Consider the following 14673-nt stretch of genomic DNA (forward strand, 5'->3'; position numbering starts at 1 on the left):
CGCGCAGGGGCCGTGACTCACCGCAACCGCCATTCGCACCCGTCAAGGGAGGGGCCGTCATGGCCGCGAAGGACCCGAAGCTCAAGCTCAGCGCCGTCCTTGAAGAGATCGACATGTCCCGTGCCGCGTTCTACCGGATGAGGGCCCGTGGTGAGGCCCCGAAGATCATGAAGCTCCCGAACGGCCAGCTCCGAATCCGCCGCAGCGCCCTCGACGCCTGGTGGGCCGCACAGGAACAGGACGCCGCCTGATGCCCACCTCCTACAAGGTCAAGTTCTGGGACCACCGGCACCGCCCGGACCGGCGGGCGCCCTGGATGGTTCGCTGGACCGTCGCGGGGCGGGAGTTCTCCGAGTCCTTCCTGACCAAGACCGCCGCCGACGGCCGGAAGTCCGAGCTGATCTCCGCCCTCCGCGACGGCCAGCCGTTCGACGTCGGCCGCGGTCTGCCGCTCTCCGAGCTCCGCAAGGAGAAGCAGATCACCTGGTACGAGCTCGGCCGGCGGTACGTCGAGGCCCGGTGGGAGGGAGCACCGGCGAAGACCCGCACGACGTGGGCCGACGCCCTCGCCACGGTCACGTTCGAGCTGGTGAAGTCGAAGGCCGGCATGCCGGACAAGCGGGTCGTCCGGCGGGCGCTCTACAGCTGGGCCTTCAACGTGCACTCGTGGGGCGAGGAACCGCCGGCGGACTGGGCCAAGGCCTTGGCGTGGGTGCAGAAGCAGTCCGTGCCGGTCTCCGCCTTCGAGGAGCCGCCGATGGTGCGCCGACTGCTGAACGCCCTCGCGGTGAAGCTGGATGGTAAGAAGGCCGCCCCCTCGGTGATCCTGCGCAAGCGCCGCATCCTCGGCCACCTCTTCGGCTACGCAGTGGAGGAGGGCTACCTGAGTGCCAACCCCCTCCCGACCGTCCAGTGGCAGCCGCCGGAGACCGAGGAGGAGGTCGACCCCGGCGTGGTGGTCAACGAGGACCAGGCTGCGGCGCTGATCGAGGCGGCCGGGCGGCAGGGGAAGCGCGGGGCCCACCTCCGAGCCTTCTTCGCCTGCCTCTACTACGGCTGGCTGCGGCCGGCCGAGGCCGTGTTCCTCACGCTCGCCCGCTGCCACCTCCCGGTCGAGGGGTGGGGCTACGTCGTCCTGGACGAGACCCGGCCGCGGGTCGGCTCGTCCTGGACGGACGACGGGACGTCGCACGACAAGCGCGGGTTGAAGCACCGGGCCGAGAAGGCGACCCGGCGCGTTCCGATCCCGCCCGAGCTGGTGGCGATCCTGCGGGTGCACGTCGCCGCCTTCGGCGCCGCGCCCGACGGGCGGCTGTTCCGGACGTCCCGGGGCGGCATGGTGCAGGAGAGCGGGTACGGGGTCGTCTGGCAGCGGGCCCGCGCCGAGGTGCTGTCACCGGCCGACTGCGCCACGAAGCTCGGTAAGCGGCCGTACGACCTCCGGCACGCGGGGATCTCGCTCGGGCTGAACTCCGGGGTCGACCCGACGGAGGTCGCCCGGCGGGCAGGGCACAGCGTGGCCGTCCTGCTGCGGGTCTACGCGAAGTGCCTGCACGGCACCGTCGAGTACGCGAACGAGTTGATCTCGAAGCGGCTCAACCGGAACCGCCCGACGCCGCCGGCCCCGGATCCTGGTCCGTAGCTGGTCCGTATGAGCTGGTCAGCGGTGGGATTCGAGTGGCGCAAAGTGAGACAAGCCACCCAAAACAGGACACTGCAACCGCCTAGTTGCAAATAAACGAAAAAGCGGTCCCTCACCTACGTTTCCGCAGGTCAGGGACCGCTTCTCTATCCTGTGGCTGGTGCAGGGTTCGAACCTGCGTAGCTTGCGCGACAGATTTACAGTCTGCTCCCTTTGGCCGCTCGGGCAACCAGCCAGGATCTTCGTTTCCCGGGGTGTTCACCCCGTTCGACTTGGTAAACCATACCCGATGCCGGGGGGTGCTCCGCCACTCGATAGATCACGCGACGATCAAGAAACCGCGGGCGCCCGCTACGGGCGGGGCCGGTGTGGCGCTGGATAGGCTGGGGTCGCGGGCGCCCCCGAGGGGCGGGCCCGTGCCAGTGAAGACCAGAGCATCAAGGAGACCAATACCCATGGCCGACTCCAGTTTCGACATCGTCTCGAAGGTCGAGTGGCAGGAGGTCGACAACGCGATCAACCAGACCTCCCGCGAGATCGCGACGCGCTTCGACTTCAAGAACGTGGGCGCCGAGATCAGCCGCTCGGGCGAGAAGATCGAGATGAAGGCGAACGGCGAGGAGCGCGTGCGCGCCGTACTCGACATCCTCCAGACCAAGTTCGTGAAGCGCGGCCTGTCGCTGAAGGCCCTGGACGCCAACGAGCCCCAGCTGTCCGGCAAGGAGTACAAGATCTTCGCCAACGTCAAGGAGGGCATCACCACGGAGGACGCGAAGAAGGTCGCGAAGATCATCCGTGACGAGGGCCCGAAGGGCGTCAAGGCGCAGGTCCAGGGCGACGAGCTGCGCGTCAGCTCGAAGAGCCGCGACGACCTCCAGGCCGTGCAGGCCCTACTCAAGGGCAAGGACCTGGACTTCGCGATCCAGTACGTGAACTACCGCTGACCCTCCGGTCGGCCGGTTCGACGGACGACGGCGCGGCCCTGCTCCCCGCTTCGGGGGCGGGGCCGTTCGCGTCGGCGGGACCGGGGCGGGCGGCGGGGCCGACGGGCGGTGGGGCGCGGGGGTCGGGTCAGCCGGCCGACTCCGCCCAGCCGGCGGTGCTGCGGTGCCGGCCCAGGCCGACCGACTCGAACTCGTCCGCCCGGCCCTCCTCGGTGCGCGCGCCGATCCGTCGCAGGACGTGGGAGATCGGGGTGCCGTCGGCCGGGGCGGGCTCGAACTCGCCGATGGTGAGCGGGCCGAGGGTGACCGCGCCGTCCGCCCAGACGGCGGCGCGCTGGGTGCCGCTGCCGCCGAAGTACTCGGCCTCGACGCAGGCGATCGGGCCGGCCTTCGACCAGGCGGCCAGCCGGAGTTCGAAGCCGTCCGAGTGCCAGCCGAACCCGGCCCCGCCGCGGGGCTTGCGCACGCTGCCGTCCCCCTGGAGCGCGGCGAGGACGGCGGAGGTGACCGGGATCATCGCCAGCCCCTGTGCCAAGGGCACCACCCGGGCCGCCGGAACCTCCGCGGCCGCCACCGTCAGCAGCTCCCGTGTTCCTATCAGCGCCTGGAGTTCATAGGACATGGCGGCCATGGTGTCCCACCGCACCGACAGTCGGCCCGGAATTTATGATTCCGTGCCCGGTCGGAGACCGTAGAGCAGGCTGCGGGGCCTTTGGAGCGGTCCGCGGCCGGTCCGCGGGGCCCGGATCGCGCCGTCGGCCGCGGCTCCTCCGGTCCTGTCGCCGGTCACCCGCTCGGGTGCTCGCGGCATGCGGCGGCTGCGGCGCCCCGGTGGACTGGCCGGGTACGGCCTCTCTTCCCGACCCCTCCCCCGGCTCCCGCACGGTCGGGCGCTCCCGGCCGGGGCCGTACGGAGGAGGACCGCATGCATGCGCCGGACAGACCCCCGCCAAGCCGGACGGCCGCCGCCGCACCGGCCCTGGCACTCCGCGGGCCGGCCCGCACCCTGCTCGGCCTCGTCCTGGCGCTGGCGCTCCGGCTGTCGGCAGGAGCGATCGCATCGACCCCGCCGATCGCACCGACAGGACCAGCAGGACCAACAGGACCGGCCTCCGCCGGGGGCCGCGGCGGCCCCCGCCGGGGAGCGCCGGACCCGCCGGCGCCGCGCCGGCCCGCCGGGGCTCCCCCGAGGGCTTCACCAACTCCTCCAGGAAGTGATGGAGTTGACGCGACGGAGGCTCAGCAGAGCCCGTCCGGCCCCAGAGGAGGAACCGCCGTGCCCCGCCCCTTCACCGTGCAGGACCACACCGACCGGATGACCCGTGCCACCGCCGAGGCGACCGCCGCCGGACTGGCCGGCCTGGTCGTCGCCCCCGGCCCCGACCTGTCCTACCTGTGCGGCTACTCGCCCACCGCGATCACCGAGCGGCTGACCGCCCTCGTGCTCGCGGCCGGACGCGAACCCACCCTGGTGGTGCCCAAGTTGGAGCGTCCGGACGCCGAGAAGGCGGTCGGCGCCCCGGCCGTCCGGCTGCTCGACTGGTCCGACGGCGAGGACCCGTTCGCCACCGCGGGCCCGCTGCTCGACCCGGCCGGCCGGTACGGCGTCTCCGACAACACCTGGGCCCTGCACCTGCTCGGCTTCCAGGCCGCGCTGCCCGGCGTCTCCTTCACCTCGCTCACCGACAGCCTGCCGATGCTGCGTGCCGTCAAGGACACCGAGGAGCTGGAGCGGCTGGCCTCGGCCGGCGGCGCGGCGGACGCCGCCTACCGGGGCATCCTGGAGGTCCCCTTCGCCGGCCGCCGGGAGACCGACGTGGCCGCCGACCTCGGCGCGCTGCTCATCCAGTACGGGCACAGCCAGGTCGACTTCACCGTGGTCGGCTCCGGCCCGAACGGCGCCGACCCGCACCACGAGGCCGGTGAGCGGGTCATCCGTACGGGTGACACGGTGGTGCTGGACTTCGGCGGCCTCAAGGACGGCTACGGCTCCGACACCACCCGGACCGTGCACGTCGGCCCGGACGTCCCGGACGAGGTGCGGACGGTGCACGAGCTGGTCCGGCTGGCCCAGCAGACCGCCTTCGAGGCGGTCCGGCCCGGTGTCGGCTGCCAGGAGATCGACCGGATCGCCCGCCGGGTGATCACCGAGGGCGGGTACGGCGAGTACTTCATCCACCGCACCGGCCACGGCATCGGCACCACCACGCACGAACCTCCGTACCTGGTCGAGGGCGAGGAGCGGCCGCTGGTGCCCGGCATGTGCTTCTCCATCGAGCCCGGGATCTACCTGCCCGGCCGGTTCGGGGTGCGGATCGAGGACATCGTCACCGTCACCCCGGCCGGCGGCCGCCGCTTCAACAACACCCCGCACGAGCTGGGCATCGTGGCCTGAGGGCGCCGGACGGTGCCGGAAGGCGCCCGACGGTGTCCGCAGGTGCCCGAGGGCGCCTTCCGGTGCCTGACCGTGTGTCGAACCGGGTGACGACCGGGTCGGACGTTCTTACGATCCGGTCATATTTCACCCAGAGACCTCCAAGTTTGGGTTGCTAGTTTCAGTGCGCATGACCAAGACCCTCTCCCCGGCCCCGCACGACGTGCGGGCCGGGCAGCCGCGCCCGGTGCCTCCGCCCCGCCCCCGCGTGACGGGCTGGTCGAGACTCCGATGGCTGGCCTGGCCGCTCTACCTGACGTGCCTCCTCTGGTTCCTGCGCACCGAGGGCATCCCCGCGGCCAACGACGTGCTGTTCCTCTGGCTGATCGCCGCCCTGCTGACCGGCGCCGTGCACAGCGGGCACGGCCCCCGCGGCTTCCTCCTGGTCCTGCGCGACTGGGTCCCGGTGATGGCCGTGGTGTGGACGTACTCGCTGCTGCGCGGCTACGGCGCGCACACCCCGTGGGCCCCGCACTGGCTGCCGCAGCTGCGCTTCGACGAGGTGCTCGGCTTCGGCGAGACCTGGACCGTCCGGCTCCAGCACGCCCTCTACACCGCCGGCTCGCCGCACTGGTACGACTACGCCGCGGTGGCCGTCTACCTCTCGCACTTCTTCGTCGTCTTCCTGCTGCTCGCGGTGCTCTGGCGGCGCGCCCACCAGCGCTTCCGCCAGCTGCTCGCCGCCTACCTGACGCTCACCTTCGCGGGCTTCGCCACCTACCTCCTCTACCCGGCCGACCCGCCGTGGCTGGTCGCCCAGGAGGGCAACCTGCCGCACCTGTCCCGGGTGGTCTGGGAGGTGATCTCGGTGAGCGGGCTGCCGCAGGCCGACTCGCTGCTGGAGAACGGCAGCCAGTTCGCCAACGACGTCGCCGCGATGCCCTCGCTGCACTCCGCCTACCCGGCGATGCTGCTGTTCTTCTTCTGGCCCACCGCCAAGCGCTGGCTGCGGGCGGTGCTGGTCGCCTACCCGCTCGCGATGACCTTCACCCTGGTGTACGGCGCGGAGCACTTCATCATCGACGTCTTCGTCGGCTGGGCGTACGCGGCCGCGGTGGTGTTCGGCCTGCGCCGGCTGCGCGACCGCCGGGCGGCCAGGGCCTCGGCCCCGCTCGCGGCCCCGGCCCCGGTCCGTACGGAGGCGACGGCCGAAGGCACGACCCAGGCCCCGGCCCCGGTCCGTACGGAGGCCTCGGCCGAGGACGCGACCGAGGCCCCGGCCGAGGGCACGGCCCGGACGGAGGCCCCCGCCAAGGGCACGGCAGACTTGGCCGGGTGAATCCGAGCGCACCGATGAAGCCCACCCCCGAGCAGCTGCTGGCCGCCAAGGACAGCACCATCCCGGACGTCTCCGGGCCCGGGCTGCGGGTGCTGTTCTGCGGCATCAACCCGGGCCTGTGGTCCGGCGCCACCGGCCACCACTTCGCCCGCCCGGGCAACCGCTTCTGGCCCGCCCTGCACCGCTCCGGCTTCACCGGGCGCCAGTACCGCCCGGACGAGCAGCGGGAGTTGCTCGCGCTCGGGCTGGGCATCACCAACGTCGCCCCGCGCGCCACCGCCAAGGCGGACGAGCTGACCACCGAGGAGCTGCGCGAGGGCGGCGCCGCGCTGCGCGAGCGGGTGCTGCGGCTGCGCCCGCGCGCCCTGGCCGTGCTCGGCATCGGCGCCTACCGGACGGCCTTCGGGCAGCGCCGGGCCCCGCTCGGGCGGCAGCCGGAGGGCATCGGCGACACCGAGGTGTGGGTGCTGCCGAACCCCAGCGGCCTCAACGCCCACTACACCCTGGACGGGCTGGCCGAGGAGTTCCGCAGGCTCCGGGAGGCCGTCGGGGGCTGAGCGGCCGCCGGGGCCGGGGCCTCTTCCGGAGCCCCGGCCGGTGCCGAAGGACGCGCCGCCCCCGCGGGCCGGGCCGCCACCAGCCCGGCGGGCAGCGGCAGTTCGCGCAGTTCCCGGATCAGCGCCCGGACGGCGGCCGTCCCGGCCAGCTCGGGCGTGGTGACGTACCCGACGGAGCGGCTGGGCGGCCGCGGCCCGAGGTCGGTGACGGCGAGGCCGGCCGGGGCGCCGAGCAGGGCGGTCCGGGGCATGATCGCCATGCCGAGGCCCTGGGCGACCAGCGAGACGGCCACCGTGTCGTCCTCCACGTCCACGGTCGCGGGCGGGATCCAGTCCTGCCGCTGCCACCAGTCCCGGGTGTACGAGCCGCAGTTCTCGTCCCAGTCGACCAGCGGGAGTTCGCGCGGCGCCGGGTGGCCCTGCGGGTGCGCGAGCGCGTACGACTCCTCGTACAGCCGCACCGCGACCAGGCCCGGGACGGGCGGCGGGCCGCCCGCGTCGAGCGTTGCCAGCCCGAGGTCGGCGCGCCCGTCGGCGACCTCCCCGGCGCTGCCCCGGCCGAGCTCCCGGACGATCCGGACCCGGGTGCCGAGCCCGGGGTGGCGCTCGGCGAGCCGGGCCAGGACGGGTGGCAGCAGGTGGGCGGCGGCGCTGCGGAAGGCGGCGATCCGCAGGGTGCCGGTCAGTGGCCCGTCCGCGGCCGGGCCGCGCACCTCGGGGCCCATCGCGTCCAGCAGCCGCAGGATCCGGCGGGCGTACGCCACCGCCCGCGCGCCGCCCTCGGTGGGGCGTGCGCCGTGGCGCCCACGGTCGAAGAGCACCGTGCCGAGCTTCCGCTCGCAGGCGCGGACGGCGTGCGAGACGGCGGACTGGGTGGTGCCCAGGCGTGCGGCGGCCGCCGTGAAGCTCCGCTCCTCCTCGACGGCGACCAGGGTCCGCAGCTCGTGCGGGGCGAGATCGGTCATGCGCCCGAATCTAATCTGCGGGCCCGCGATCCATCGATCCCGCTCATGGACCGGCCCGTTCCATCGACCGCCGCCCCTGCCCGGCCGCTCCCGCGCTTCCTACGGTGATCACGTCCCGCCGAGCCCCCCGCGCACCTGGAGCAGCCCCGATGTCCCGTCCCACCGCCCGCGCCGTCCACCTGGTCGCCCGCCCCGACGGCGCGCCGACCGCCGCGGACTTCGCCTTCGTCGACGAGACCGTCCCGGCCCTCGCGGCGGGCGAGGCTCTCGTCGAGAACCTCTACCAGTCCGTCGACCCGTACATGCGCGAGGAGATGGAGGAGGGCGGCTGGGCGCTGCACGCCCCGCTGGAGGGGCGCACCCTCGGCCGGGTGGTGGAGTCCCGGGCCGACGCCCTGCCGGTCGGGGCGCTGGTCCAGCACCGCCAGGCCTGGCGCACCCTCTCGGTGGTCACCGCCGAACGGGCGAGCCTGCTCCCCGACCTCGCCGGCGTCCCGCTCAGCGCCCACCTGTCGGTGCTCGGCGGCACCGGCCTGTCCGCCTGGGTCGCGCTGACCAGGATCGCCCGGCTCCAGCCCGGCGAGACGCTCTTCGTCTCGGCGGCCGCGGGCGGCGTCGGCACCGCCGCCGGACAGCTCGCCCGCCTGCTCGGCGCCGGACGGATCGTCGGCAGCACCGGCTCCGCCGCCAAGGCCGCCCGCCTCACCGAGCGGCTCGGCTTCGACGCCGCCTTCGACTACCACGACGGCCCGATCGCGGACCGGCTGCGCGAGGCGGCCCCCGAGGGGCTGCACGTCTACCTGGACAACGTCGGCGGCGACCACCTGGCGGCCGCCATCGGCGCCCTGCGCGAGCGCGGCCGGATCGCCTGGTGCGGCGCGGTCGCCCAGTACAACCGGCTCGGGAACCCGCCGGCCGCGCCGCGCAACCTGTTCGACGTGGTCGGGAAGAGCCTGCGGCTGGAGGGCTTCCTGGTCCGCGACCACCTCGACGCCCGGCCGGAGCTGTACGACTTCCTCGTCCCGCACCTGCGCTCGGGCGCCGTCGTCCCGGACGAGACGGTCGTGGACGGCTTCGACCGGGTGGTGGACGCCTTCCTCGGCATGCTGCGCGGCGAGAACACCGGCAAGATGCTGGTCCGGATCGCCGACTGACCACCCCATGCCCCGCCGCGGCGCCCGCCCCGGCGGCAGTCACCCGGGCAGCGGCAGCACGGCCAGGTCGAGCGCGGCGAGCCGGGCCGGGTCGGCCACCACCTCGTAGCCGGCCACCCGGCCGTCCGCGACCGCCATCCGCAGCACCAGCCGCAGCCGCCCGTCCGGGGCGATCAGGATCCCGGGCACCCCGTCCACCAGGGCCACCGCGCCGTAGCGGGCCCGGCGGCCGAAGACCGTGGTCTCCCTGGCGACGGCCTGCGCGCCCCGGGCCACCAGGGCGCGGCCCGGTGGCAGCGCCGCCGGATCGGCCCGGCGCACCACGTCCGGCGCCAGGACGGCCAGCAGGTCGGCCAGGTCCCCGCCCCGGGCGGCGGCCAGGAAGGCCTCCACCACCCGCCGGTGCCCGGCCAGCGGCTCCGGGGGCAGCGCGGCCGTCCCGCGGACCCGCTGCCGGGCCCGGCTGGCCAGCTTCTTCGCGGCCACCGGGGTCCGCCCGACGATCGGCGCGATCTGGTCGAAGGGCACCGCGAAGCCGTCGTGCAGCACGAAGGCGACCCGCTCGGCGGGGCCCAGCCGGTCCAGCACCACGAGCAGCGCCCGGCCCACCGACTCGACCAGCAGCGCCTCCCGCTCCGGCTCCGGGCCGCCGCCCGCCGCCTCCGGCAGCGCCTCGTCGGCCGGCTCCTCGCGGCGCGCGGCCCGGGCCCGCAGCAGGTCCAGGCAGATCCTGGAGACCACCGTGGTCAGCCAGCCGGGCAGGTTGTCGATCTCCGCCGGACCGGTGCGGACCAGCCTCAGCCAGGCCTCCTGCACGGCGTCCTCGGCCTCGCCGGTCGAGCCGAGCATCCGCTGGGCGATCGCCCGCAGCCGGCCGCGCTCGGCCTCGAAGCGCTCCTCCGGCGCCTCGGCCCGCCGCCCCGGGGCCGCCGCCGCCCCGGCCGCCGCTCCCGACATCGCGTCCCGGTCCATCGGTCACCTTTCCTCGGCGCGGCCCGTCACCGCTATGACGATCCGTCCCCCTCCGAGGTGACCGGGAGACCACCATGACCTCCACCACGCTGCTCCACCTGGACTCCAGCATCAGCCCGTCCGGCTCGGTAAGCCGCGCCCTGACCGCCCGCTTCGCCGACGCCTGGCACGCCCGGCACGGCACCGCCGGCCGGGACCGGTACCGCGACCTCGCCGCCGACCCGGTGCCCCCGGTGCGCGCCGCCTACGACGCCCTCGGCCGCCGCACCGAGCGCAAGGGGATACTCCCGCTGGACGACATCGGCCGCCTCGCCGAAGGGCCGGACGAGGCGCACGAGTGGACGCTCAGCCGCCCGCTGATCGAGGAGCTGCGGGCCGTCGGCACCCTGCTGGTCGGCAGCCCGATGTACAACTACACCGTCTCGGCCGGCCTCAAGGCGTGGATCGACCGGGTCACCTTCCCCGGCGTCCACCACGACCCGGAGACCGGCGAGCCGCTGCTGCGCGCCACCCGCGTGGTGGTCGTCGCCGTCCGCGGCGGCGGCTACGCACCGGGCACCCCGCGCGCCCACTGCGACTTCCAGGTCCCGTACCTGCGGGCGTACTTCGACCGGATCGGGGTCGCGCCGGAGCACCTGCACGTGGTCACCGCCGAGCTCACCAGGGCCGCGGACGTCCCGGCGCTGAACGCCCTCCAACCGCTCGCCGCCGAGTCGCTGGCGGCGGCCGAGGCCGCCCTCGACGAGCTGGCCGCGACGCTCTGAGCCGCCCTGACAGGCCTGGCCGGGCGGCCGCTACAGCGGGGTGACGGCCTTGAGCACCACTAGCAGGGCCACGGCGGCGTTCAGCGCGCACAGCGCCGACACCGCCGTGCCGATCGCCGCGACCATCGCCGCCAGACCCGCCGGGGTCTTGGCCGGCGGCCAGTTGCGGGAGGTCGGCACCGGGCCGAGCAGCGCGGCGACCCGGCGCGGCACCGGGCCGGCCGCGGCCGCCGCGGTCGGCGTCGCGAAGGCCGCGAAGCCGGGGGCCGGGGCGGCGTGCGAGACCAGCGCCGCCCGGGCCACCGCCCGCGCGGTGATCCGGCGGTCCCCCACGGCCTGCGCCGACTCCTCGTCCGCCCACCGCTCCGCGCTGAACGCCACCGCGTGCTGCAGCGGCCGCAGGAACGGGTTGACGCAGGCGGCGAGCTGGGTGGTCAGCAGGTACCGGTGGTGCCGGTGGCGCAGGTGCGCCCGCTCGTGCGCGAGCAGCGCCTCGCGCTCGTCGGCGGCCAGGCCGGCCAGCATCCCGGTGGAGACCACCACCCGGCCGGGCGAGCCGGGCAGCGCGTAGGCGTACGGGCTGTGGTCCGGCAGCACCGCGAGGTCGCCGGACTCCCCCGGCTCCGCGGGCAGCCCGCTCAGCGCCCGGCGGGCCCGGTTCCGCACCCGCAGGTGCCGGACGACCGTCCGGGCGCAGGCCAGGAGCACCAGGGCCAGCAGCCACATCGCGGCCGTGCCGACCGTCTCGTGGTACGGCAGCGCGGCCCGCACCTCCGGGTCGGACCAGCTGTCCGGCAGCGGGTTGCCGGGGATCTGCGCGGTGCCCACCACGCCGATCAGTCCGAGGCAGAGCACGCTGCACACCGCCATCACCGCGCTGATCACGGTCATCAGCCGGGCCGCGCCGCGCGGATGCAGGTGCTGCTCGGTCAGGCGCGCGATCGGGACCGCGGTGAGCGGCAGGACGAGCGGGAGGAAGACGAAGAAGCCCACGGGTCAGCTCTCACGGTCGGGCGCCGCCGGATCGGCGGACGCGGCGTCCAGCAGCGCCCGCAGCAGTTCCTCGTCGTGCGGCAGCAGCGCGCTGACGAAGCTGGCCAGGACCGCGTCCCGGTCGGCCTCCCCGTCGAGCATCCGGCGCATCCGCAGCGCGGCCAGCCCGGCGGCGTCCGCGGAGGCCTGCCACAGGTAGGAACGGCCGGCGCGGGTCCGGGTCACGGCGTTCTTGGCGTGCAGCCGGGACAGGATGGTCATCACGGTGGTGTACGCCAGATCGCCCTCCAGGCGTTCCTGGACCCACCCCGCGGCGGCCGGGCCGGGCGCCTGCTGGAGCACCGCGAGCACCTGCGCCTCCAGCTCGCCCTGGCCTCGTCGTCGGGGCGGCGCGTCCCCGGCCGTCGGGGCGTGCCTCTGGTCTGCCATGACGGCCCACTCCCTCCGGATGCCGCGCCCGGACCGGCGGGCGCGGGTTCATCCTAACGAGCGCGGGGCCGCGCCGATCCGGTCGGAGCGAGGGTTCGGGGGCGTACGGCGCCGCTCCGCTCCGGGGCCGGTGCCGCCCGCCTGGTCAGCTCCGGGGCCGGTCCCGTCCGCCCGGTCAGCTCCGCGCCCGCTGGGTCACCGCGATGCAGACCAGCACCACCACCGCGGTGACCGGCGCCGCGGCCGGCAGGTGCTCGCCGAGCAGCAGCACCGACCAGACCAGGGTCAGCAGCGGCTGCGCGAGCTGGAGCTGGCTGGCCCTCGGCACCCCGATCGCGGCCATGCCCCGGTACCAGAGCACGAGCCCGCCGAGCTGCGAGACCGCCGCCGTGTACGCCAGCCCGGCCAGCGCCTTCGCCCCGAGCCGGACCGGCTCGGCGCCCAGCCCGAGCACGGCGGTCAGCAGCGTCGCGGGCAGCGCGACCAGCACCGCCCAGGCGATCACCTGCCCGCCCGGCAGGTCCCGGGAGAGCCGCCCGCCCTCGGCGTACCCGGCGGCGCAGAGCAGCACCGCCACGAAGAGGTAGAGGTCGGCGGCGGTCGGCCGGCCGTGGCTCTGGACCAGGGTGAAGGCGAGCACCGCCGCGGCCCCGGCGAGCGCCGCCGCCCAGAACGCCCCGGACGGCCGGCGGCCGGTGCGCAGCGCCGAGACCACCGCCGTGGCCAGCGGCAGCACGCCGATGACCACCGCCGAGTGGGCGGTCGAGGAGGTGCGCAGGGCGAGCGTGGTGAGCAGCGGGAAGCCGAGGACGCAGCCGGCCGAGACCACCAGCAGCCCGGGCCACTGCCCCCGCCGCGGCGGCCGGGCGCGGACGGCCAGCAGGTAGAGCGCGGCCAGCACAGCGGCCAGGACGCCGCGCAGACCGGTCGCGGTCCACGGGCCGAAGCCGGTCAGGGCCCACGCGGTGGCGGGGAAGGTGAGCGAGAAGGAGGCCACCCCGAGGGCCGCGAGGGCGGTGCCGGAAGCGGGGGCCGGTCGAGGTGCTATCGCCTGCGGGCGGATAGCGCTATCTTGTGCCGTCATGAACGAGCGTAGCAGCGTGACCGAACTCGCCGACATCCTGCGGCGGGAAGTGGAGCGCTACCCGGAGGGGCGGAAACTGCCCGCCAGCCGGGCGCTGGTGGAGCGCCACCAGGTCAGCCCGGTGACGGTCTCCCGGGCCATCGCGGTGCTCGTCGCCGAGGGGCTCGTGGTCTCCCGGCCGGGCGCCGGGGTGTTCCGGGCGGCCGCCTTCGCCGCGGCCCCGGCCGTCCCCGCCCCGCCGGCCGGCCGGACCGGCGACCTCTCCTGGCAGGAGATCGCGCTCAGCGCCGACTCCGGCCCGCGCGACCTGCTCGCCGCCCCGGTGTTCGACACCCTCCGGGTGCCCGCGCCCGACGTCATCGACCTCAACAGCGGCTACCCGCACGCCTCGCTGCTGCCCGAACGGCTGCTCGCCGCCGTCCTCGCCCGGGCCGGCCGGCGGCCGGGCGCCTGGGACCGCCCGCCCACCGACGGGCTGACCGAACTGCGCGGCTGGTTCGCCCGCGACATCGGCGGCCACGGCGGGCCGATCGGCGCCGGGGACGTCCTGATCACCGCCGGCGGGCAGAGCGGGCTGACCGTCGCCATGCGGGCGCTCGCCGCGCCCGGCTCGCCGGTGCTGGTGGAGTCGCCGACGTACTCGGGCATCCTGGCGGTCGTCCGGGCGGCCGGGCTGCGGCCCGTCCCGGTGCCGGTCGACGCCGACGGCGTGCGCACCGACCTGCTGGCGGAGGCCTTCGCGGCCACCCGGGCGCGGGTCTTCCTCTGCCAGCCGCTGTTCCAGAACCCCACCGGCGCGGTGCTGTCGCCCGTACGACGGGAGGAGGTGCTGCGGATCTCCCGGGCGGCCGGGGCCTTCGTGGTCGAGGACGACTTCGCCCGGCTGCTGGTCCACGCGGACGCCCCCGCGCTGCCGCGCCCGCTCGCCGCCGACGACCGGGACGGGGTCGTGGTGCACCTGCGCTCGCTGACCAAGGCGGCCTCCCCCAACCTGCGGGTCGGCGCCCTCACCGCGCGCGGCCCGGCGCTGGCCCGGCTGCGGGCCACCCAGGTGGTGGACAGCTTCTTCGTGCCCCGGCCGCTCCAGGAGGCCACCCTGGAACTGGTCTCCGACCCCGCCTGGGCCCGCCACCTGCGCACCCTCGGCGCCGAACTGCGCGACCGCCGCACCGCCGCCGTCACCGCCCTGCACCGCGAGCTGCCCGGCGTCGTCGGCACCCACCGCCCCGGCGGGTACCACCTGTGGCTGCGCTTCCCCGACGGCGTCGACGACACCACCCTCGCCAGGGCCGCCCTGCGCGCCGGCGTCCAGCTCTCCCCCGGCCGCCCGTACCACCCCGCCGAGCCCCCGGCCCCCCACCTCCGGCTCAGCTACGCCGCCGCCGAGAGCTCCGCCCAGGTCGCCGAGGGCGTCCACCGGCTGCGGCTCGCGTACGAGGAGCTCGCGGACTGACGC

At 75.3% G+C, this 14673-nt stretch carries 15 protein-coding genes and 1 tRNA gene; 9 read left to right on the forward strand and 7 right to left on the reverse strand.

All coding sequences use genetic code 11. The annotated features are described in order from the left end of the window. Positions 1-59 precede the first annotated feature (59 nt). Positions 60-251, forward strand: coding sequence for a helix-turn-helix transcriptional regulator (locus ACFVU7_RS10605; protein ID WP_387822820.1), 192 nt, complete (start codon positions 60-62; stop codon positions 249-251). Continuing rightward, on the forward strand, positions 251-1642 hold the full coding sequence (locus ACFVU7_RS10610; RefSeq protein WP_388044892.1) for a tyrosine-type recombinase/integrase: 1392 nt from the start codon (positions 251-253) through the stop codon (positions 1640-1642). The genes ACFVU7_RS10605 and ACFVU7_RS10610 overlap by 1 nt, the downstream gene beginning before the upstream one ends. 154 nt (positions 1643-1796) lie before the next feature. Here the strand turns inward: ACFVU7_RS10610 and ACFVU7_RS10615 are convergent. Beyond that, a tRNA-Tyr gene (locus tag ACFVU7_RS10615) sits at positions 1797-1877 on the reverse strand. A gap of 220 nt (positions 1878-2097) precedes the next feature. Here ACFVU7_RS10615 and ACFVU7_RS10620 point away from each other — a divergent pair. Next, the gene (locus ACFVU7_RS10620) at positions 2098-2586 is read left to right on the forward strand and encodes a YajQ family cyclic di-GMP-binding protein (protein WP_049652087.1); all 489 of its coding nucleotides are present in this window, start codon (positions 2098-2100) and stop codon (positions 2584-2586) included. A 127-nt stretch (positions 2587-2713) separates the two neighbouring features. Here ACFVU7_RS10620 and ACFVU7_RS10625 read toward each other — a convergent pair whose 3' ends face one another. Beyond that, the gene (locus ACFVU7_RS10625; RefSeq protein ID WP_074004049.1) at positions 2714-3208 is read right to left on the reverse strand and encodes a hypothetical protein; all 495 of its coding nucleotides are present in this window, start codon (positions 3206-3208) and stop codon (positions 2714-2716) included. Between the two features lie 693 nt (positions 3209-3901). Between ACFVU7_RS10625 and ACFVU7_RS10630 the strand changes: the two genes are divergently transcribed. The 3 genes from ACFVU7_RS10630 to mug all read left to right on the forward strand — a co-directional run bounded on the left by ACFVU7_RS10630 (position 3902) and on the right by mug (position 6856). Further along, positions 3902-4981 carry an aminopeptidase P family protein gene (locus tag ACFVU7_RS10630; protein ID WP_074004050.1) on the forward strand — a complete coding sequence of 360 codons (1080 nt, stop codon included), beginning with the start codon at positions 3902-3904 and terminating at the stop codon, positions 4979-4981. 169 nt (positions 4982-5150) lie between these two features. Continuing rightward, positions 5151-6299 (forward strand): phosphatase PAP2 family protein, encoded by a 1149-nt coding sequence (locus tag ACFVU7_RS10635; RefSeq protein WP_387967147.1) that lies wholly within the window; start codon positions 5151-5153, stop codon positions 6297-6299. 14 nt (positions 6300-6313) lie between these two features. Then, positions 6314-6856: a G/U mismatch-specific DNA glycosylase gene (gene mug, locus ACFVU7_RS10640; RefSeq protein ID WP_388044998.1), complete on the forward strand. Its 543-nt coding sequence runs from the start codon at positions 6314-6316 to the stop codon at positions 6854-6856. Here the strand turns inward: mug and ACFVU7_RS10645 are convergent. After that, on the reverse strand, positions 6796-7821 hold the full coding sequence (locus tag ACFVU7_RS10645) for a LysR family transcriptional regulator (RefSeq protein ID WP_388044893.1): 1026 nt from the start codon (positions 7819-7821) through the stop codon (positions 6796-6798). The two genes, mug and ACFVU7_RS10645, sit on opposite strands and share 61 nt — an antisense overlap. 149 nt (positions 7822-7970) lie before the next feature. Here ACFVU7_RS10645 and ACFVU7_RS10650 point away from each other — a divergent pair, with 149 nt between their 5' ends. Further along, positions 7971-8975, forward strand: a complete 1005-nt coding sequence (locus tag ACFVU7_RS10650; protein ID WP_388044894.1) for an NADP-dependent oxidoreductase — start codon at positions 7971-7973, stop codon at positions 8973-8975. A gap of 39 nt (positions 8976-9014) precedes the next feature. Here ACFVU7_RS10650 and ACFVU7_RS10655 read toward each other — a convergent pair whose 3' ends face one another. Continuing rightward, positions 9015-9932, reverse strand: coding sequence for a sigma-70 family RNA polymerase sigma factor (locus tag ACFVU7_RS10655; protein WP_074004051.1), 918 nt, complete (start codon positions 9930-9932; stop codon positions 9015-9017). A gap of 89 nt (positions 9933-10021) precedes the next feature. On the opposite strand from ACFVU7_RS10655, the gene ACFVU7_RS10660 reads away from it, so the two are divergent. Continuing rightward, positions 10022-10711, forward strand: coding sequence for an NAD(P)H-dependent oxidoreductase (locus tag ACFVU7_RS10660; protein ID WP_388044895.1), 690 nt, complete (start codon positions 10022-10024; stop codon positions 10709-10711). Between the two features lie 30 nt (positions 10712-10741). Here ACFVU7_RS10660 and ACFVU7_RS10665 read toward each other — a convergent pair whose 3' ends face one another. From ACFVU7_RS10665 to ACFVU7_RS10675, 3 genes are all read right to left on the reverse strand, one after another. Next, the gene (locus ACFVU7_RS10665) at positions 10742-11704 is read right to left on the reverse strand and encodes a M48 family metalloprotease (protein WP_388044896.1); all 963 of its coding nucleotides are present in this window, start codon (positions 11702-11704) and stop codon (positions 10742-10744) included. A gap of 3 nt (positions 11705-11707) precedes the next feature. Continuing rightward, positions 11708-12133: a BlaI/MecI/CopY family transcriptional regulator gene (locus ACFVU7_RS10670; protein ID WP_049656591.1), complete on the reverse strand. Its 426-nt coding sequence runs from the start codon at positions 12131-12133 to the stop codon at positions 11708-11710. A gap of 175 nt (positions 12134-12308) precedes the next feature. After that, positions 12309-13217 (reverse strand): DMT family transporter, encoded by a 909-nt coding sequence (locus ACFVU7_RS10675; protein WP_388044897.1) that lies wholly within the window; start codon positions 13215-13217, stop codon positions 12309-12311. Here ACFVU7_RS10675 and ACFVU7_RS10680 point away from each other — a divergent pair. Continuing rightward, complete coding sequence (locus ACFVU7_RS10680) at positions 13216-14670, forward strand: PLP-dependent aminotransferase family protein (protein WP_388044898.1); 1455 nt, start codon at positions 13216-13218, stop codon at positions 14668-14670. The genes ACFVU7_RS10675 and ACFVU7_RS10680 overlap by 2 nt on opposite strands. Positions 14671-14673: the final 3 nt, after the last annotated feature.

It is taken from the genome of Kitasatospora sp. NPDC058046 (assembly GCF_042885595.1).
In the GTDB taxonomy this organism is placed as follows: Bacteria; Actinomycetota; Actinomycetes; order Streptomycetales; family Streptomycetaceae; genus Kitasatospora.

Excerpts from the sequence above, each read along its gene's own strand:
- ACFVU7_RS10605 (WP_387822820.1), top strand. The coding sequence starts at position 60 with ATGGCCGCGAAGGACCCGAAGCTCAAGCTCAGCGCCGTCCTTGAAGAG.
- ACFVU7_RS10610 (WP_388044892.1), top strand. The coding sequence starts at position 251 with ATGCCCACCTCCTACAAGGTCAAGTTCTGGGACCACCGGCACCGCCCG.
- ACFVU7_RS10620 (WP_049652087.1), top strand. The coding sequence starts at position 2,098 with ATGGCCGACTCCAGTTTCGACATCGTCTCGAAGGTCGAGTGGCAGGAG.
- ACFVU7_RS10625 (WP_074004049.1), bottom strand. The coding sequence starts at position 3,208 with ATGTCCTATGAACTCCAGGCGCTGATAGGAACACGGGAGCTGCTGACG.
- ACFVU7_RS10630 (WP_074004050.1), top strand. The coding sequence starts at position 3,902 with ATGACCCGTGCCACCGCCGAGGCGACCGCCGCCGGACTGGCCGGCCTG.
- ACFVU7_RS10635 (WP_387967147.1), top strand. The coding sequence starts at position 5,151 with ATGACCAAGACCCTCTCCCCGGCCCCGCACGACGTGCGGGCCGGGCAG.
- mug (WP_388044998.1), top strand. The coding sequence starts at position 6,314 with ATGAAGCCCACCCCCGAGCAGCTGCTGGCCGCCAAGGACAGCACCATC.
- ACFVU7_RS10645 (WP_388044893.1), bottom strand. The coding sequence starts at position 7,821 with ATGACCGATCTCGCCCCGCACGAGCTGCGGACCCTGGTCGCCGTCGAG.
- ACFVU7_RS10650 (WP_388044894.1), top strand. The coding sequence starts at position 7,971 with ATGTCCCGTCCCACCGCCCGCGCCGTCCACCTGGTCGCCCGCCCCGAC.
- ACFVU7_RS10655 (WP_074004051.1), bottom strand. The coding sequence starts at position 9,932 with ATGTCGGGAGCGGCGGCCGGGGCGGCGGCGGCCCCGGGGCGGCGGGCC.
- ACFVU7_RS10660 (WP_388044895.1), top strand. The coding sequence starts at position 10,022 with ATGACCTCCACCACGCTGCTCCACCTGGACTCCAGCATCAGCCCGTCC.
- ACFVU7_RS10670 (WP_049656591.1), bottom strand. The coding sequence starts at position 12,133 with ATGGCAGACCAGAGGCACGCCCCGACGGCCGGGGACGCGCCGCCCCGA.
- ACFVU7_RS10680 (WP_388044898.1), top strand. The coding sequence starts at position 13,216 with ATGAACGAGCGTAGCAGCGTGACCGAACTCGCCGACATCCTGCGGCGG.
- ACFVU7_RS10675 (WP_388044897.1), bottom strand. The coding sequence starts at position 13,217 with ATGACGGCACAAGATAGCGCTATCCGCCCGCAGGCGATAGCACCTCGA.